This is a genomic window from Flavobacterium polysaccharolyticum, assembly GCF_038739875.1.
GTDB classification, from domain to species: Bacteria; Bacteroidota; Bacteroidia; order Flavobacteriales; family Flavobacteriaceae; genus Flavobacterium; species Flavobacterium polysaccharolyticum.
This window is the reverse complement of sequence record NZ_JBCGDP010000011.1, coordinates 101,562-120,773: the sequence shown is the minus strand read 5'-3', so window position 1 is coordinate 120,773 and position 19,212 is coordinate 101,562. Positions and strand designations below refer to the sequence as shown.

Genomic DNA, 19,212 nt, shown 5'->3' with positions numbered 1-19,212 from the left:
TTATTTTAAGTTTATAAGTTTATTTCTAATTTGATTAAGTTTCATAGTTCCATGACCAATACTTTCGTGTCGCATATAAACCTCATTTTCATCATATTTAATTCCCATAGATCTTCTTTCAAAATTTTGCAATTCCTCAAATTCTTCCTCAAATTCTTTAATTTTAATGTCAATAAAGTTTATAAAATTATCAATGAAATCATTTCGGTCTTTAAATTTTAAAATCTCTTTTTCACTTCGAAATAGAATAACATAATTTTCATTTTTTAAAACGACATTTTTCACTTGCAAAAAATTGTCAAAAACAATTGGACTATCTTTTAATTGAACTTTAAATTTTACATTAAAAAGAGAAGACAATTTTTCATAAATTTCTTCGTGTGTTGGTTTATCGTTCAATTTTGTCGGATTTTTCATTTTTTCTCTAAAATATCTGCTAACTAGTATATATACGAAAAAACCTTCGTGTATACACCTAATAATCGGGAGGATAAGGGAAGTTTTATTTCGCTTAATTGTTTTTCAAATATATTTAATTATTCCTGCAAATCATAATTTAACTGTTTACTTTATAGCAGTTTATAAGCAAATACTAAAACACCTGCAAGGTTTTCAAAACCTTGCAGGAGCTAGGTTTGTAGCTTACACTATGCGTTATGAAAACGATACGTCACGATTAGCCCCGGGAGGAGCGGCATCCTTTGCTGACGGGGTTCGGCAGCAAAGATATAGCGGATCACGGGAGGAGTTGTGTGGTAAAGACCGTTCGTGTGCTCCAAATGCTATGACCAATACTGCTATTTTTGGAGTCTAGTCGACCCATTTATTTTTTCAGTAGGATGCTTTTCGTGGCAGTAATAACTTGACTTTTTTGTTCCGCCGAAACTATTGTGATCGAATAAATTAAACCGTAGTTTTGTGAGGACATCAATAGATTCAGCACTATGAAATCGCCATTAACAACAGCTTTGTTGCAAACAAACAGCTATAAATAAAAGGCGACCCGAGCGAAGCGAATTGGCGAAACATTACATACAGGACCGCAAACAAATAACTTTACATAATATGAAACCAAAGGTAATCATTATTGGAGCAGGAATTTCGGGGCTTTCCGCAGCTTTGCATTTGCACCGTCAAGGATTTTCAGTAAAAATTATAGAGGCTAGTGATCGACCCGGCGGACGCATCAAGACGGATATGGTGGAGGGATTTAGGCTAGATCGCGGGTTTCAGGTCTTGCTAACTTCTTATCCAGAGGCTCAAAGTCTTTTGAATTATGAGGCGTTGCAGCTCAAAACTTTTTTGCCGGGCGCTACCGTTTTGTATGACGGTGGTCAATTTGACCTTGCGGATCCGTTCAGAAGACCGTCGGCTGCCATCTCAACGGTTTTGGCTCCTGTGGGTTCGCTTAAAGATAAAATCAACACTTTTGTATTGAAGCAAAAATTGCTAGGCAAATCGATTCAGAAGATTTTTTCGCAAGAGCAACAATCCAGTTTGGCGCAACTTTCGGACTACGGTTTCAGTGCCAAAATGATCAGTCGTTTTTATAAACCGTTTTTCTCTGGGATTTTTCTAGAAAACGAACTTTCGACACCCAACCGAATGTTTGATTTTGTAATGAAAATGTTTTCCGAGGGCGATGCGGCTATTCCGGCCTTGGGTATGGAGGAAATTTCAAAACAATTGACGGGTCAATTGCCTTCGGATGCTTTTATGTTTCATACCAATGTCACTGCTATTCAAGATACTACAATCGTGACCAGTGAAGGTTTGGAGATCACATCGGATGTTATTGTGATTGCGACTGAGGCCAATGCTTTGCTTTCGAAACATAAAGAAAATGCAATTACAGAACATCATTCGGTAACCAATGTCTATTTTCAAGCTACGGTAGCGCCTTCTGATCAAGCGGTGGTTATTTTGAATGCTTCTGAAAACAAACAATGGGTGAATAACCTCACGGTGATGACCAACATAAGCAAAGCCTATGCTCCTGAAGGGAAGGTTTTGATTTCGGTGTCTTGCAATGGAGCTAATGATTTCAGCGATGCCGAATGGTCTCAAAATATCAAAGAAGAATTGCGACCTTGGTTTGGAAATCAAGTCGAAAATTGGTCGCATTTGAAAACTTATACCATTGCGTATGCGTTACCGAAGTTACCGGTACTCCAAGATGAGGTTTCGGAATCGGAACTGAAATTGGCTCTCAATCTATACTGTTGTGGGGATTATTTGCTTAACGGTTCCATCAATGCCGCAATGAAATCCGGTCGATTGGTAGCGAATCTAATCGCTTCGGAATACGGAAAAAAGTAATTTTTTGTTACAAAAACCAATTCAAGGCTTTCATTTTCAAAATAATGTAACAAATCGTTAGGAAAGCATACCAATACCAATAATTAAATAACCATTAGATTAGCCTTAATCAAAAAAACACTTTATGAAAAACATCAAACTATCGCTTTTGGCGGCCACATTGATTTTGGCTTCTTGCGATAAAAAACCAGAGCTGGTTTCGGGAATAATCCAAAAAAATATGGATACTTTAGTGAAACCGGGAGACAATTTTGCGGCTTATGTTAACGGAACTTGGGTAAAAAACACCAAAATTCCTGCCGATAAATCCAATTATGGTGCGGGTTATATGCTGTACGAACAAGCTCAAAAAGACGTAAAAGCGATTATCGAAGAAGCTTCGAAAGGGAATTTTTCTGAAGGTTCGGATGAGCAAAAAATCGGTGACTTCTACAATTCATTTTTGAACCGAAAAGACCGAGACGCCAAAGGGATTACACCACTTCAACCCGAATTAAAAGCCATAGACGCGATTGCTACCTATTCGGATTTGGCGGCTTATTTTGGAGAAGCCAATAGAACGGGGCTTTCTGTGCCGTTTTCGATTGCAGTTACCGAGGATTTTAAGGATCCAAAACAATACACTTTGATGACTTGGCAAGGTGGCTTGGGCTTACCAGAGCGTGAATATTATCTTCAAAGCGATGCCAAAACAGCGGATATTCGTAAGAAATATGTGGCGCATATTGAGAAAATGTTACAATTAGGCGGTATTGCTAATCCAACAGAAAATGCAGCAAAAATTATGGCTTTGGAAACGGCTATCGCGAAGATCCAAATGACCAAAGAAGAAACAAGAAATACCGCAGCTTTGTACAACAAATACGCCATCAAAGACTTGAAAACTGTGATGCCAGATTTTGATTGGTCGGCGATGCTCAAAAAAGCGGGAATGGATAAAGAAAAAAGCCTTGTGTTATCGCAGGTGGCTTATACTAAAAACTTGAACGGCTTGATCAAAAATACACCAATTGATACTTGGAAAACTTATTTGAAATGGGGATTGATCAATAAGAGTGCGAGTAGTTTGACCACAGCATTGGATAAAGAGGATTTTGAGTTTTATGACAAAGTTTTATACGGCACACCAGAGCAAGAAGAGGATTGGAAAAGAGCTGTGAATGCTGTAAATGGTGGTTTGGGCGAAATCATCGGGAAAGTGTATGTGAAAAAACACTTTACACCTGAAGCCAAAGAACGTATGACCGAATTGGTGAAAAACTTGTTGAAAGCCTATGCCGAAAGCATTAAAAATTTGGATTGGATGAGTGCCAAAACCAAAAAAGAAGCCTTGGCTAAAGTGGATAAATTTATGATTAAAATTGGTTATCCAGACCAATGGAAAGATTATTCTTCTATGAAAGTAGCGAAGAATGATTTGTATGGCAATCGTGCCCGCGCAAAAGCCTTTGAATACAACAGAATGATTGCCAAATTAGGCAAACCTGTAGACAGAACCGAGTGGGGAATGACACCACAAACGGTAAACGCTTATTACAATCCAACGCTAAATGAGATTGTATTTCCAGCGGCTATTTTGCAAGCGCCTTTCTTTAATTTAGAAGCTGATGATGCCGTAAATTATGGTGGAATCGGGGCTGTAATCGGTCACGAAATTGGTCACGGATTTGACGATCAAGGAAGCACTTTCGACGGAGATGGTGTGATGAAAAACTGGTGGACGCCAGCTGATTTGGCTGCATTCAAAGCCAAAACCAATGCTTTAGTAGCACAATACAATACCTTCAAAGTTTTTCCAGATTTGAATGTAAACGGAGCGTTTACTTTGGGAGAAAATATTGGAGATTTGGGTGGATTAACCATTGCCTTAAAAGCGTACAAAATGTCGCTAAACGGCAAGGAAGCTCCAGTGATGGATGGTTTTACTGGTGTTCAACGTGTGTTTTTGGGTTGGGGACAAGTGTGGTTGGAGAAATCGCGTGAAGCTTCTTTACGCAACCAAATCGCCACGGATCCACATTCGCCAGCTAAATTTAGAGTAAACGGTGTGGTGCGTAACCTACCTGAATTCTACGAAGCGTTTAAGGTACAACCTAAAGATTCCTTGTATTTAGCACCAGAAAAGCGTGTTAAAATTTGGTAATCGAAATAATTAAAAAAGCAAAAAGCCCAACAGTACGTTGGGCTTTTTTTGTGGTCAATATTTAGTGGATTCCTTTTTTTCTTTTGCAATGATATCGTCTATAAACTCATTTACTAGTTGTTCTTTTAGAAGTTGATACATCTTTCTGTCTTGATTCGCGCGCTCAGCACATTCGTACTTTAGCTGCTGATAGTGAAGGCGAGCCTCGTCGATTTTTCTTAGATAATTCCGACTTAAAATATGTCTTTGAAGAGCTTTACTTTCAGCAGAACACACATAAAGATGGTGTTTTAGGCTGTCCAAAATTGGATGTGTTGCATCTTGATTTCTTTTGAAAACCTCACGATCTTCAATGCCTTGGTTACCATTGTGGTAATACCCTATTGTTTCTAATCTCGATTGTATGAATGCCAAATCGTTGAGGTCGTTATAAATAATATCAATATCGATAATGGGTTTTGCATCTAAGTTTGGAACTGCTGTGCTACCGATATGTTCTATTTCATATTGGTTTTTTCCCAGCATTTGTTCTATTACTTTTTTTATCGCGTTGAAATGGTTAATCCAGATAGGGTTGTATTTTTCTAGTACCATATTGCTAGTAAATTTAAAGCGTTCAAATAGGAATTCTTTGGGAAAACAGCAAAGGTCTTAAAGATAGCTCGGATTTACTACGTTAGTTTATCGCTCGGGTGCTACCATATCTAGATAGTGCACAACGTTTAAAACCAGTAGGAGCGTTTTTTAGTTATGAGCGGTAACGTCAGTTTGTCTAAAAATCTTCGTTATGAGTTTTTCTATTCGGACTTATTATCTGACAAAAATTTAAAAATATGGAATTTTCAAAGTCTTTTTGGGGTTTTTCGACAGTTTGACTTCGGGGTATTTAAGAAGAAGTGCAATTTTAAAAGCTAAATTTATTACTTCTGACACTTTTTCTTAAATACCTGTTGTTAGTCGTTTTATTTCTACTCCGATTTATTTGTAGGCAAGTTGTCCCTCGTGTTTTTTTGAACGGCAATAGCACCAAACATCCCTAAAAGAAACGCAAAAGCATAAAATCCTTTCTCACTTGGCAATAATGTTGCGTTCCAAAGGCCGATGATTAATAATGCAATTGATAAAATTGTCGCAAACCAGCAAATGTTATAATAAATGTCTGTAACAGGATAGCCATCAAGTCTATCACGGACACTTTTTTGAAGCGAGACTACAGCGAAAAGACCAAAAATTAATACTGTAAAATAATACCCTTTTTCGTTTAAAAGCATTTCAGATCCAAAAAGTCCGATTAAATACCCAATAATTCCTGTGCCTAATGCTATCCAAGAAGCAGAAACAAACGCGGTTGATGTTTTTTGTGCCATTTTTTTGTTTTTTGTTTATTTATATTTTGAGAAAATTCCTGTGTCAAAAGCAGTCCGATAACAACACTTTTGTTTGCACTATTTTAAGCCAACATTCACCAAGTGTAGCATATTAAAGTATACTATAATTACCATTTACTTCAAAAAAATGCTTCACTTTTACTATGAATAGGCATTTGTTTCAATATTTATTGCTTGTCCATTTTTGTTTTTTGAAAAATTATTGTCAATAATATTCTGTTAGTCATTTTATATTGATTACTATTTTTTAAAAGTTTAATTTTAGATCATGGCGTTGGAATAAATAGCAAGAATAGGTGACATAATCAAACCTGTAGCTGCTTTAAATCTAATAGAGACTTTTACGAAGCATCTTCACTTCTATGATTCACAACGATAGCTAAAATAGCCAAATTTTTTAATTTGTACTATTTTATCTAAAAAAAGCAGGAGACATTTCTCAAAATCGCTGTGTATACCCTGTATGAGTGGTGTACACGCTATAGCGTTTGAATCCCTAAAACTACTATTATGTTACCAACATAAAAGAATTGCAACGTGATTAAACCCAATCTAGGTAGCCGTTAGACCATTGCGCAACACACACCACAAATAAGTGACTCTTTGAAAAGGTAGCCTACGTTTTAAACGAAAAAAGAAGCTAACAATTAGGTTATGATGTTGTTAAACTGTTTTTCAAAATAGTATATTTACAAAAAATACAAATCATGAAAGACAAAAAAGGACTCAATTTTTTCTTATTGATTATTGTTATTCTTACGGGAAGCAAACTCTTTAACCATTTTGACTTTCAAAATTTTAAATTTGAAAAGCCTATGCTTGATATGGTTTACCTTTTGAGCTTTGTAATGGCACTTTTTGTATTACTAAAAGATTATTTCAAGCGTCCTCAAAAGTAAATTTTTATCTATGTACGAAAAACTTATAGCAATTTTTGAGCATTTAGCACCATTAACTTCAGAAGATAAAAAACTGGTTGAAAAAGTTTTCAAACCTATGCATTTAGCAAAAGGAGACTATTTTCAACAAGCGGGTTATAAAAGCGATAAAGTGGGTTTTTTAGTAAGCGGTTTAGTTTATTATAGTGCCTTAAAAAATGATGAGGAAGCGGTTACCGATTTTACAAAAGAAGGCGAATTCGTTTCTGAGTACCACACATTTGTAGCGCAACAGCCCGCCATTCACAACATAAAAGCGATAGAGGATTCGGTACTTTTGGTGGTTTCTTATCAAGGATTACAGACATTTTTTAATGATACTTTAAACGGAAATAAAATAGGTCGTCTTATTATTGAGCATCGATTTGGAATAGTAGTCAATCAGTTAGTCTCTCTCAATAAAAACACGCCTGAAGAACGGTATACTCTTTTTGTGAAAAATTATTTTGAACTAACACAACGTATTCCTCAATACCTCATTGCTTCGTTTATAGGGGTCAAACCTCAATCGCTCAGTAGAATTAGAAGTCGAATGACGAAATAGCTTTGTTAACTTAGGTGAATGATATTGGTTTATTTTCTATTCAATTTTGGAATATGATTATGAACTTAATATTTGAACAGATGAAAAACAATTATTTTAATCTAAGCTTTTTGAAAGACCAATTGTATTGCTCTATTTCATTTGACTTTTTGTATTATTTTTTTCTACCATTCTATTCCTCGCTCATAGTTATGGCGATAAGTTATTATTGTTCATATGGGAACATAGAAAAAAGATTTTTAGTAGAAACAACTACTTCTTTCATACTCCCATTAAGTGACCTAAAAGAAATAGATCCCATTTATTTGGGACCTATCTTGAAAGAATAATTATCCAAATTCTAGAAATTTTTCCCTTCTAATGTGACCATAATTGGTGTGCTAAATGATTTATTAAGAACTATAAACTAAAAAATTCATCAAAATGACTCAAAAAACAGCAAAAGAAATTCTCGAGAATCATAGTACATTTGAGAAAGCGCAAGCGGATATGTGCAAAGGTTATGCCCTTGGTTCATTAGGAATAATAACTTCAGGAATGATGTGGCTAGTATCTGCTTTAGTTTCTCATTATTATTCACCTAAGCTAGCCATTTGGTCCCTTTTAATTGGTGGTGCTTTGATAAGTCCGGTGTCAAACATTTTAGGAAAACTTATTGGACTCAAAGGGCATAGCGCTTGGAATCCATTAAAAAATTTAGCTATGGAAAACACTATCTGGATGTTAATGTGTATTCCTATTGCCTATGGTCTTTCAACTCAAAATGTAGCTTGGTTTTTTCAATCAATGTTATTGATTATCGGAGGAAGATACTTAACATTTTCAACTCTTTATGGTAAAAAATCCTATTGGGCATTAGGAGCTACTTTGGGTGTATTTGCCTATTTATTGTTTAGTTTACACGCACAAGCATTTGTGACCTTAGTTGCTGGAGGAAGTATTGAACTGTTTTTTGGCACTTTTTTGTACTTTAGTTATCGTAAGTCTATCAATGAAGACTAGACAAAAAAAACATTGATTTGCAAGGCTTTTATTTTATCCATTAATGCATCGATTGACGCATATCACAAAAAAGCCCAACAAACGTTGGGCTTTTTTTGTGGTTACTCAATGGAGCTTAAGCGGGTAATGGATTTATTTGTATTTGTCCACCAATTGCTTTTAAAACTTTCATTATAGTTGAAAATTGTGGATTTGCCCCTTCTGATAATGCTTTGTACAAACTCGGTCTGCTCATACCTGTTTCTTCGGCTATTTTAGTCATACCAATGGCTTTTGCAATATGTCCGATAGCAGTAACCATTTCTGTGTCATTTCCTTCTTCTAATACCGAATTTAGATACTCGGCAATCATTTCGTTGCTATCCAAATAATCTGAGATATCAAATTTTGATGTTTCCATTTCCTATTGTTTTAATTTTCTCCAAATCTCTTTTGCTTTTTCAATGTCTCTTTGTTGACTTGATTTGTCTCCTCCAATAAGCAGAATGATAATTTTGCCATCCATTTCTTTGAAATAGACTCGGTAGCCTTTTGCATAGTTAATTTTAGTTCCCTAATGCCTTCTCCAACCGCTTCACAATCGCCAAAATGTTCGTCTTTTTCTAATTTTTGAAGTCGGAATAAGATTTTAGCTTTTGCTTTAAGGTCATTCAGTTTTCTCAACCATTTATCAAATTCCGTTGTTTTTTCAAGAAAGTACATTTAAAATTGTATTCGTTTGGATACAAATTTACACAAAAAGTTGTATTAGCAACCATCATTTTTGTTCAAATCACGTTCATAAAGCACCTTATTGTCGTGCTCAATATAGTCACTTGATAAAATCAAATGGGGATGATTATCAGAAAGTCCGGCGCTGCGGCTTTTGATAGTTATTGTGTCGTTAACTTTCAGGTCTTTTAATAGCTCGAATTCTTTAGGAATGAATTGCATCATATATCGTTCGCCATTAATTTCCACAATAAGCCATTTGGGTCCCGAATTATTTGTGCTTGGACGCTGATAATTCATACAAGTAACCACGGCTTCCATTTTGCTGAAAGCTTTTAAAGAAGGCTTTATTTTTTCATAACTAGCCTGTACTTTTTTCCCCAATGGAGAAACCTTCCAAGCAGTATACCGTTTGCCGTCAGGAGAAGCCTCCCATTTTTTTCTTGCTTTTTCATTGGCTTTTTTGTCAGCGATTGACATTGGCTTTTTGGAGGACTTGTTTTCATTTTTCATTTCATAATTAGCCAGTACTAGTCCGCTTACTAAAGTCAGGGCTAAGGTCAATAAATAGATGGTTTTTTTCATAGCGTTGCCGTTTTTTAAAATTGTTACTGCGAATGTATTTGAATATTTTAAGGCTGAAGCAATTGGGATTGTAAATAAAAATGTAAACTTTGTAAATATAAACTTGACACTATGCAATTTAGTCAACATCTCCTTTCCAGAAAGCACAACTACCTCTTCGTATGGATAGGCATCTTATTCATTGTGGTAATCTGCGTTGGATTTAGCTTTGGGGATAATGACAACTATGCTAGCTCTAAAAGAGAAGTGTTACTGCGTCGTATCGGACACGAGATACTCCTGCAGTCTGGCGACAGTACTTCAAGAGTGCTTCCTATAAAAAAGATAGCTGAAAACGAATATCAAATCACTTTTGAGAGTGCGTTTAGCTTTCAACCCGATGCTCTGGTGAAAACGACGCAGCGTTGGTTAGCCAAAGACCCGCTCGCCAACGATTATGTGGTTAGCGTGCTTAATTGCGCCAACTCGACTGTCACTTATGGATACGCCATTTCCAAAAACCAAAAAGACGATATTGTAGCCTGTCTAGGAAGAAAGCAACCGGTGGCTTGTTATACCATCAACATTACCTTTAAACCCAATGGCATCGCAACAAACTATGCTTATCTTTTGGGTGGTTTGTCATTTTTTGCCTTGCTTGGTTTTATTTTTTTGAAGCCAGCTAAGCCGAAGAATAAGGTAACCAAAACGGAGGATGAGAAGCTATTTACTTTCGGTTCGGTGGTGTTTGATGCGCAACAACGTCAACTGCAAATCAACGAAACAACCGAAGTCCTCACCGCAACCGAAACCCGTCTGTTACGCATCTTTGCTTCAGCACCCAACGAAACCATAGAGCGAAGCCGCTTGCAAAAAGAAATTTGGGAAGACGAAGGCGTCATCGTGGGCCGTAGTCTGGATATGTTCATCTCAAAACTCAGAAAAAAACTAGAATTAGACCCAAAGACTAACATCGTAGTGGTACGCGGTAAAGGATACAAGCTGGAAGTAACTGCTTAAAGGAAAAACTATCGCTTGCAACAAACGGTAATTCGAAGGAAAGCATTCGTGTCATTCGTGTTTGTTTTTTAGGAGCAGCACTTCTTTGCTTACCTCACAAGTTGTCCCGCTGTTCGTTACAATCTCTTGTGCTGAACCCCAGCACAAGAGGATTTTCACTGCCATCGGGGCTAGGCGAGGGCTTTTTGTTTTCATAAAAAAATACTGTTTCTTGATATCGTAAATGTTGTGATTTGTCATTAATTATTGTGAAATCTGTACTATTGTGAAATCTTTAGTTGCACAATTAAATTAGTTGATGAGAAGTTATCTTTCTGTTTCCAAATCATCGGGAGAAAAGCATCTAATTTTAATGTCCACTTTGGGATATAATAATACTTTTACACGGTTTTTAATTCTTTCGTAATCAGGATTTACAATTATGATTTCTTGTATGTGATTGTTTGCAAAACTGGCTCCTCCGAATACCTGACTAAGTTCAGCATCTAATGGATCTAATGATAAACCATAGATTAATATTTGATTAGCTTGTTCCAACAATTGTATTGTTTTAGCATGATTAAGCCCAAAATTTTTATTTTCAGTATCTGACCGATAGTTTTCCTGAGTAGTTTCAGATGGAAGATATAAGTGATTTGGAAATTCTACGCTTCCGTGAATATGAAAACATTTTAAAGTTTGTTCTCCTTCATAAATTTCTTTAAGTAAATTATTTACATCATTGTCTATTACTGTATCCCAATTAGTTGAAATCAAGCCGACACTATTTCTACAATTATTTAAAGCAAATTTTTTCAAAATTTTTCGAAATTCATTTCTTGGTTTTAGGATTCCATTTTTTTGTGCAATCTTGATTTCTTCACAAATACCAATTTTTATAGTTTCTGCGTTTTCTTTTGAAATTTTCAAATAGGTTTTAGCATTACTATGTGGAATTTTTGAGTAAAATCTAAGAAGATATATTAATCTTGCAAAAAAACAATTTGCTCCATCTATATCTACAGTTTGACCTGTAACAACTTTAATGGCATTTATAATTGGAACCCACGCATTTTCAACTGCACCTGCACCAACTATTATTGCAATTTTGTTACTTTTTATTTCCATAATTATAGACGATTTTAATAATTAAAGTAGAGCACTTTGTCCATTGGCAATGTAGAGGCTTGAGAAACCTAGATTCTTTTTAAATCAGCCATATTGACAAACTCTCTTTAGGTTTAGATTTTTTATTTTAACATTGATAAGCATCTAGATAAGACATCTTGATTTCTAAAAACAATTAAATGAAGCTTTAATCTTGTCCTAGATATAATTTGATAGAGCATTTTAGTTGGGTGATAATATGGATTTTTTTTATATCCACGTGTAGATAGTTGATTAATCTTATAATAAAAATGCTCATCAATAATTGCAACAACATTATCAAACTCTTGGCCGATAACAGTGTGTGAATTTAGTTCATCCATTATTTTAAACCTTTCGTAAGGAAATGTTTTATAACCATCGGGTGTGTAATTGATTATTTTCCAGTTTTTAGTTTTTAGATATGATATGAATTCAATTGTCTCATCAAGATTTTCAAAAAATGTTAGTTCAATGCTTGTATTAAGTTGTTTAGTAAATTGTTTGTCTTTATTGAAAAGACATTCTATAAAATTTGCAACTTCTTTATTTGTTCTAATTTTATTTGTTAATTCAAAAGTTGGATGCGTTATTTCAGCTTCCAGTTTAGTTGGTATTTTATTATCTATTTCTCTTTTATGTAAAGTTTGTTGCTCATCATGAGATAAAATACAATTCGAATTGTTTTTTTTAACTTCTTTGATTACTCTGTCAAAGAAATTTGGATAAACTCTTTGTACTTCATCAAGTATTACTAATTTGTATTTCGAATAATCCTGCTCAAATAGATACTTCGCGGATATTATATTCCAATTAAAGTCTTGGATAAGAGTTTTATGTCCTTCATTTAGATGTCCACAATGAATTAATAAAACTTCATGTCTTTTGTAGATTTCTTTTGCAATATCATATATTAATAACGTTTTGCCCGTTCCAGCTTTTCCTTTTATTGATAGAATTGATGTTGGTTGAGAATAAATTTTTTCAAGAATTTCTTTCTTAATATTTTCTTGATGTGTTGTTAGAAAATATCTCCCTTTGATAAACTCATTGGTTGAATTAAATGGAGAAACTAAGTAATTAGAAGGATTAAAAAGTGAATTTATTTCGTTAATCTTCTCTATATTTTGCGAAGCAATAATTGACAATAGTTGTCTGAAACTGCTTTTAGTTATTTGATTATTGTTGTCAATAGTATAAAGTTTGTTTTCCTCTGAAATATAAGTAAAGCAATGGATTTCTTTTTTTAAGAAGCTTAAATAATACATATTTCTTTCTAATTGCTTTTGAATTTTATCAATTGTGCTTTTTTGCTTTATTTCAATATTTAAAACGGTATCGTTGTCAATTCTTAATAAATCAAATTCTTTACTTATTTGTGGGATTATGTAACCTATAAAATAATTTTCAAAAATATTTGCCTTTTGATTCAATTGCTTGATTTCATTAACCAACTTTGATAAATCGTCTAATTCACTTTTTTTTATACTAATTGAATAGTAATTCAAATATGTATTAAATATTTCAGTATCTAATTTTCGATAAGCATCAAGTAATGAAATTAAATTTATTTCTTTCATTTTTTGTTTCAGTGAGTTGGTTAATAATTACATTGTATAATTCGTATTCAAAACAATCTTTGTCCAATTTATCCATAATAGTGACGTTTAGAAATGGTCTGTTTTGCTTAATTCAACTTCAAATATATTCAATTATTCTTACAAATTAATTATTTTCTAGCTGTTTAAAAGCAAGGACTAAAACACCTACAAGGTTTTTAAAACCTTGCAGGAGAAAGATTTATACTTACACTAAGCGTTTTGAAAACGATACGTCTCTTATAGCCCCGGGAGGAGCGGCATCCTTTGCTGACGGGGTTCGGCAGCAAAGATATAGCGTATCACGGGAAGGGAAGTGTGGAGATAGCCGTTCTTGTGCTCCTATTGATTGCACCAAAAAAACTAAGGCACATAAAGATTTAAGTTAAGTAAAGGAATAACTTAAATGTCCTTATGTGCCTTATATGGTTTAAATAACAGCCAAGAATGCAACTTCTATGGGCTACTTTCAGTTTGCTATTGCAAGAAAAACTTCAATGACTTAAATGTTGAAAACAGCAGTCAGTTGCCGTTTTATTTCAAATGTTCGAGCATATCTACCGTCATATTGTCGAGGGCAAAATGGTGGTTCCAACCCCAATCTTCGCGCGCACGGCTGTCATCGATGCTGGCAGGCCAACTGTCGGCAATTTTTTGACGGAAATCGGGTGCATAGCTGATGGTGAAATCAGGAATGTGTTTTTGGATTTCGGCGGCGATTTCGGTGGGTGTAAAACTCATAGCGGCCAAGTTGTAGGACGAACGAATTTTGATTTGCTCCGCTGGCGCCTGCATAATTTGGATGGTAGCCGCAATGGCGTCGTCCATATACATCATAGGCATTTTGGTTTCGGCCGTCAAGAAACATTCGTAGGATTGGTTTTCGAGGGCTTTGTGGTAAATATCTACCGCATAATCCGTAGTGCCGCCGCCCGGAGGCGAAGACCAGCTGATCAAGCCCGGATAACGGATGCTGCGCACGTCTACTCCAAAAAGGTTGTGGTAGTATTCGCACCATCTTTCGCCTGATTGCTTGCTAATGCCATACACGGTCGAAGGCTCCATTATGGTGTATTGAGGCGTATTCTCTTTGGGAGTAGTAGGTCCGAAAACCGCAATACTCGAAGGCCAAAATATTTTTTTGATTTTTCCGGCTTTGGCCAAATTCAGCACGTGAAACAAGGAATTCATATTCAAATCCCAAGCAAAAGCGGGGTTTTTTTCGGCAGTAGCCGAGAGCAAAGCGGCCATCAAATAGACATCGGTGATTTGGTGTACCTCGACCAAATGTTCGATTTGGTTAAAATCGAGCGCATTGATGACTTCAAAAGGACCTGAGTTGACCACATCTACATTCAGTTTTCGAATATCGGAGGCGATGACGTTCTCGGTACCGTAAATTTTTCTCAATTTTTGGGTCAGTTCCGTTCCGATTTGACCACACGCGCCAATGATTAATATTTTTGGATTCATAAGTTGCCGTTTTAGGAGAACAAAGATAAGAATTTATCTTAAAAATATCGATTTCGCAAAAATGACAATAAATTTAATAAAAAAATGTAATTGTTGCTTTGAATTCCTTTAAAATATTAAATAGTAAATAAAAAATACTCACTTGCAGCCAGTGATGCTCTGAAAATGTTGAGAAAAGAATTAGAGGTTTTGGTCTTTATGAAAAACAAATTAGTTGAAGTATGGCTGTGGAACTCTTAAAGAGGTTTAAATAATAGAGTTGAAAATGAATTTATAGCTATTTTTACCAAATGAATTTGAAGGTACAAATCACGAAAGTGTTTCTTTTAGGAGCGCTCCTTTTTCCAAGCTGTTTTTGGGGGCAGCGTGAGGTGACTACTTTGTTACAACAATTGGATCACACCGTTGCAGACTATCCGAATGCTATTACCAAAAAAGAAAAGCGGTTACAGTATCTCAAAGATGAGTTGCGTTACAGTACTTCTAACGAGCAACGGTATGCGATTTATGTACAACTTCATTCAGAGTATACAGCCTTTCAATTGGATTCGGCGCTTACTTATGCTAGAAAAAGTTGGCAAGTAGCCCTAGCTTTAAACGATTTAGAAAAAGTAAACGGGGCTCAGCTCAATGTAGCGATGATATTAGGTACTTCAGGTATGTATAAAGAGTCGATTGACTTGTTGGAGTCCATACCCGTGAACACCACACCAAGTATCAAAGGATATTATTTCGGCACGTACCGAATTGTCTATGGTTACTTGACTGAATATGCGGCTTCGGCTTTAGAAAAACAAAAGTACAAGGCATTGACTCAACGCTACCGAGATTCTTCTATGTTGTATTTTCAGCCGAAAAGTCGAGAATTTTGTATTGCAAATACCGATGTTTTATTTGAAAAAAAGCTGTACAATCAAGCGATTGCTGCGTTACTTCGTTTTTACACGTCAACATCTGCTCAGGATCCCGATCAAGCGGTTTTAGCGTATTTGATTGCAGAAGGCTATCGATTAAAAAAAGATAAAGAACAACAAAAAAAGTGGTTGATTCTTTCGGCTATTTCTGATGTACAATTGGCCAAAAAAGAAAATATTTCGTTGCGTAAAATAGCTTTTATCTTGTATGAAGAAGGCGATATTGATCGGGCGTACACCTACATCAAGCGATCTTTGGAAGACGCCTTGTTTTGTAATGCCAAACTACGGACTTATGAAATTTCTAAAATGCTGCCCATCATTAACCAAGCTTACGAAAATAAAAACGAAACCAATCGTACACAATTGACCATTTTTCTGTTAGCGGTAAGCATTTTGTCGTTAATCCTATTAGGCGCTTTGGTATTGCTTTTCAAACAAATGCGAAAAGTAGCTGCGGCCCAAAAGGCCCTTACCTTGGCCAATGAACAACTTTCTAATTTGAATCAAGATTTAAAAGAAATCAATCAACGACTAAATGATACCAATGCAACCTTGGCCGAAGCGAGTTTGTTGAAGGAAATTTATATTGGCCGTTATATGGACCAATGTTCGGATTATATTGGTAAACTTGAGGAATATAGTCAAAAGCTTAAAGTAATGGCAACGGCTGGAAAAGTAAATGAGTTGCTCAAATTGGTCAAATCGAATGCGCCTGTTGAAAATGAATTAAGGGAATTTTACACCCAATTTGACCAAACTTTCTTGGAATTGTTTCCCTCTTTTATTCAAGATTTTTCCAATTTATTAGTCGATACAGACACGATACAACTAAAAAAAGGAGAGCTACTCAACACCGAATTGCGCATTTTTGCTTTGATTCGTTTAGGGATAAAAGACAGTGCCAAAATTGCCGTGTTTTTGCGATATTCTGTTTCTACCATTTACAATTACCGCTCACAATTAAAAAACAAAGCACGCGGTCCAAGAGAAGAATTCGAAAATCAAGTGCTATTAATTGGAACTGCTCAGGAAAAATAACCACTTTTAATTCGTATTGCTACCACTTTTTTTGTTCACTTTTATTTTGTAAATAATTGAAATATAGTGTTTTGTAATATTTTAAATCTACTTTTTTTTTACGCTATCGTTTTCACTGTGATAAAGCGACTAATTTTGTTGGTATAGTTTTTTATACCGAAAAGGAATTTTTAAGGCTACTGATTACATCGATTTCGATGAATTTCTCACTTTGTATTGATTACTTTTTGGCATCGCATCTACTAAACGTTTAATCCTTTTTATTCAAAAAAAAATGAAACACTTCTTATTCTCCGCATTCCTTTTTTGTGTCGGAATGATTTCGGCACAAGCCCAGCAATTGCAATCACCCGATAAACAATTGGTAATGACATTTTCATTGCTTTCGGATGGCACTCCAAGTTATACACTTAGTTATAAAGGCAAAGAAGTTATAAAACCCAGTACTTTAGGATTCGAATTGAAAAACGATAAAAAATCCTTACGAAATGATTTCGCAATTGCCGATACCAAAACGGCAACTTTTGATGAAAGTTGGAAACCAGTTTGGGGAGAAGTGGCTTCCATTCGCAACCATTACAACGAATTGGCGGTTACTTTAAATCATAAAGAAACCCAACGACAAATGGTGATTCGCTTTCGTTTATTTAACGAAGGACTAGGATTTCGCTATGAATTTCCTTTGCAAAAAAACCTATCTTATTTTGTAATCAAAGAAGAAAAGACACAGTTTGCTATGACCGGAGATCACACGGCTTTTTGGATTCCGGGAGATTATGACACACAAGAATACGATTATACCACTTCGAAATTATCTGAAATTAGAGGATTTAGCGAAAAAGCCAAAACGGCCAATTTATCCCAAACTACCTTCTCTCCAACCGGTGTGCAAACTTCTTTGTTGATGAAAACTAAAGAAGGATTGTATATCAACTTACACGAAGCCGCGTTGATCAATTACTCGTGCATGCATTTGAATTTGGATGACAAAAACATGATTTTCGAATCGTGGTTGACCCCAGACCAATTTGGCGACAAAGGTTTGATGCAAGCGCCACACAATACACCATGGCGTACTATTATAGTGAGCGATGATGCCAGAAATATTTTGGCCTCTAAAATGACATTGAATTTAAACGATCCTTGTAAAATTGAAGATACTTCTTGGATAAAACCTATGAAATATGTTGGGGTTTGGTGGGAAATGATTACCGATAAAAGTAGTTGGGCGTATACCGATGAATTGCCTTCGGTGCAACTTGGTGTTACCGATTTCACTAAAGTAAAACCCAACGGTCGTCACGGAGCTACTACCGAAAATGTGAAAAAATACATTGATTTTGCTGCGCAACACGGATTTGACGGGGTTTTGGTAGAAGGATGGAACGAAGGATGGGAAGATTGGTTTGGCCATTCCAAAGATTATGTCTTTGATTTCGTAACTCCTTATCCAGATTTTGATGTCAAAGGAATTCGTGACTATGCGAAGTCCAAAGGAGTAAAAATGATCATGCATCACGAAACTTCTGGATCGATTCGTAATTATGAGCGTCATATGGACAAGGCGTACCAATTCATGAAAGACAATGGTTATGATGCTGTAAAAAGCGGATACGTGGGCAATATCCTTCCTTTGGGCTCTAATCATTACAGCCAATGGACCAATAACCACTATCAATACGCGGTAGAAAAAGCAGCCGAATACAAAATTATGGTCAACGCACACGAAGCCGTGCGTCCTACAGGAATTTGCAGAACCTATCCTAATTTGATTGGTAATGAATCGGCTAGAGGGACAGAATACCAATCTTTTGGCGGTTCCAAACCAAATCATGTGACTCTCTTGCCATTTATGCGCCTGTTAGGCGGCCCTATGGATTATACACCCGGTATTTTCGAAATGAATATCAGTTCGTTTAGTCCAAATAATAAATCGCATGTCAACAGTACCTTGGCCAATCAGTTGGCGTTGTATGTAACTCTTTATAGCCCTTTACAAATGGCGGCCGATTTCCCAGAACATTACAACAAATTTGCTGATGCTTTTCAATTCATCAAAGACGTTGCGATAGATTGGGACGAGAGTAAGTATCTAGAAGCCGAGCCAGGTGATTACATTACTGTAGCTAGAAAAGCCAAAGGAACAAACAACTGGTTCATTGGAAACGTCAACGGCGAAACGCCAAGAACTTCTAAAATAAAACTAGACTTTTTGGATAAAGGAAAAACGTATGAAGCCACCATTTATGCTGATGCTAAAGATGCTCATTACAAAACGAATCCACAAGCGTATACCATTCGAAAAGTGAAGGTAAACAGCAAATCGCAATTGTCTCAATATGCTGCTCCAGGCGGAGGATATGCTGTAAGTATTGTGGAAATCAAAAAATAATTCCTAAACATCGTTTGGAATCTACGGATACAATTGGTTT

The 19,212-nt window shown here is 35.7% G+C and carries 18 protein-coding genes; 9 read left to right on the top strand and 9 right to left on the bottom strand.

Annotated features, from left to right (window positions below; all coding sequences use genetic code 11):
* The gene (locus WFZ86_RS12310; protein WP_342692191.1) at nt 1-417 is read right to left on the bottom strand and encodes a hypothetical protein; all 417 of its coding nucleotides are present in this window, start codon (nt 415-417) and stop codon (nt 1-3) included.
* Between the two features lie 232 nt (nt 418-649).
* On the opposite strand from WFZ86_RS12310, the gene WFZ86_RS12305 reads away from it, so the two are divergent.
* From WFZ86_RS12305 to WFZ86_RS12295, 3 genes are all read left to right on the top strand, one after another.
* A complete protein-coding gene (locus WFZ86_RS12305; RefSeq protein ID WP_342692190.1) occupies nt 650-814 on the top strand; it encodes a hypothetical protein in 165 nt (54 codons plus the stop codon).
* Between the two features lie 203 nt (nt 815-1,017).
* Complete coding sequence (locus tag WFZ86_RS12300; protein ID WP_342692189.1) at nt 1,018-2,319, top strand: protoporphyrinogen/coproporphyrinogen oxidase; 1,302 nt, start codon at nt 1,018-1,020, stop codon at nt 2,317-2,319.
* A gap of 124 nt (nt 2,320-2,443) precedes the next feature.
* Nucleotides 2,444-4,462: a M13 family metallopeptidase gene (locus WFZ86_RS12295; protein ID WP_342692188.1), complete on the top strand. Its 2,019-nt coding sequence runs from the start codon at nt 2,444-2,446 to the stop codon at nt 4,460-4,462.
* Between the two features lie 54 nt (nt 4,463-4,516).
* Here the strand turns inward: WFZ86_RS12295 and WFZ86_RS12290 are convergent, their stop codons facing one another.
* Entirely contained in the window at nt 4,517-5,056 is a 540-nt protein-coding gene (locus tag WFZ86_RS12290; protein ID WP_342692187.1) for a GrpB family protein, read from the bottom strand.
* Between the two features lie 374 nt (nt 5,057-5,430).
* Nucleotides 5,431-5,829, bottom strand: a complete 399-nt coding sequence (gene yiaA, locus WFZ86_RS12285; protein WP_315170491.1) for an inner membrane protein YiaA — start codon at nt 5,827-5,829, stop codon at nt 5,431-5,433.
* A 728-nt stretch (nt 5,830-6,557) separates the two neighbouring features.
* Here yiaA and WFZ86_RS12280 point away from each other — a divergent pair.
* The 3 genes from WFZ86_RS12280 (at nt 6,558) to WFZ86_RS12270 (ending at nt 8,334) form a co-directional block, all read left to right on the top strand.
* Complete coding sequence (locus WFZ86_RS12280; RefSeq protein WP_315144705.1) at nt 6,558-6,749, top strand: hypothetical protein; 192 nt, start codon at nt 6,558-6,560, stop codon at nt 6,747-6,749.
* 10 nt (nt 6,750-6,759) lie between these two features.
* Nucleotides 6,760-7,332 carry a Crp/Fnr family transcriptional regulator gene (locus WFZ86_RS12275; RefSeq protein WP_342692186.1) on the top strand — a complete coding sequence of 191 codons (573 nt, stop codon included), beginning with the start codon at nt 6,760-6,762 and terminating at the stop codon, nt 7,330-7,332.
* 423 nt (nt 7,333-7,755) lie between these two features.
* Nucleotides 7,756-8,334 carry a DUF7010 family protein gene (locus tag WFZ86_RS12270; protein ID WP_342692185.1) on the top strand — a complete coding sequence of 193 codons (579 nt, stop codon included), beginning with the start codon at nt 7,756-7,758 and terminating at the stop codon, nt 8,332-8,334.
* Between the two features lie 115 nt (nt 8,335-8,449).
* Here the strand turns inward: WFZ86_RS12270 and WFZ86_RS12265 are convergent, their stop codons facing one another.
* Genes WFZ86_RS12265 through WFZ86_RS12255 form a run of 3 tightly spaced genes read right to left on the bottom strand, consistent with a single transcriptional unit; the run spans nt 8,450 to nt 9,630 of the window.
* Complete coding sequence (locus WFZ86_RS12265) at nt 8,450-8,734, bottom strand: addiction module antidote protein (RefSeq protein WP_064715997.1); 285 nt, start codon at nt 8,732-8,734, stop codon at nt 8,450-8,452.
* Between the two features lie 11 nt (nt 8,735-8,745).
* Nucleotides 8,746-9,036 (bottom strand): type II toxin-antitoxin system RelE/ParE family toxin, encoded by a 291-nt coding sequence (locus WFZ86_RS12260; RefSeq protein ID WP_342692184.1) that lies wholly within the window; start codon nt 9,034-9,036, stop codon nt 8,746-8,748.
* 45 nt (nt 9,037-9,081) lie between these two features.
* The gene (locus tag WFZ86_RS12255) at nt 9,082-9,630 is read right to left on the bottom strand and encodes a hypothetical protein (protein WP_342692183.1); all 549 of its coding nucleotides are present in this window, start codon (nt 9,628-9,630) and stop codon (nt 9,082-9,084) included.
* A 111-nt stretch (nt 9,631-9,741) separates the two neighbouring features.
* Here WFZ86_RS12255 and WFZ86_RS12250 point away from each other — a divergent pair, with 111 nt between their 5' ends.
* Nucleotides 9,742-10,629, top strand: a complete 888-nt coding sequence (locus WFZ86_RS12250) for a winged helix-turn-helix domain-containing protein (RefSeq protein ID WP_342692182.1) — start codon at nt 9,742-9,744, stop codon at nt 10,627-10,629.
* 306 nt (nt 10,630-10,935) lie between these two features.
* On the opposite strand, the gene WFZ86_RS12245 is transcribed toward WFZ86_RS12250, so the two are convergent.
* The 3 genes from WFZ86_RS12245 to WFZ86_RS12235 form a co-directional block, all read right to left on the bottom strand.
* On the bottom strand, nt 10,936-11,736 hold the full coding sequence (locus tag WFZ86_RS12245) for a hypothetical protein (protein ID WP_342692181.1): 801 nt from the start codon (nt 11,734-11,736) through the stop codon (nt 10,936-10,938).
* 122 nt (nt 11,737-11,858) lie between these two features.
* Nucleotides 11,859-13,334, bottom strand: a complete 1,476-nt coding sequence (locus WFZ86_RS12240) for a DNA/RNA helicase domain-containing protein (RefSeq protein ID WP_342692180.1) — start codon at nt 13,332-13,334, stop codon at nt 11,859-11,861.
* A gap of 552 nt (nt 13,335-13,886) precedes the next feature.
* Nucleotides 13,887-14,825, bottom strand: coding sequence for an L-threonine 3-dehydrogenase (locus WFZ86_RS12235; RefSeq protein ID WP_342692179.1), 939 nt, complete (start codon nt 14,823-14,825; stop codon nt 13,887-13,889).
* 296 nt (nt 14,826-15,121) lie between these two features.
* On the opposite strand from WFZ86_RS12235, the gene WFZ86_RS12230 reads away from it, so the two are divergent.
* Together WFZ86_RS12230 and WFZ86_RS12225 are read left to right on the top strand one after the other, a co-directional pair.
* A complete protein-coding gene (locus WFZ86_RS12230; RefSeq protein WP_342692178.1) occupies nt 15,122-16,780 on the top strand; it encodes a DUF6377 domain-containing protein in 1,659 nt (552 codons plus the stop codon).
* Between the two features lie 274 nt (nt 16,781-17,054).
* A complete protein-coding gene (locus WFZ86_RS12225; RefSeq protein WP_342692177.1) occupies nt 17,055-19,172 on the top strand; it encodes a glycoside hydrolase family 97 protein in 2,118 nt (705 codons plus the stop codon).
* Nucleotides 19,173-19,212: the final 40 nt, after the last annotated feature.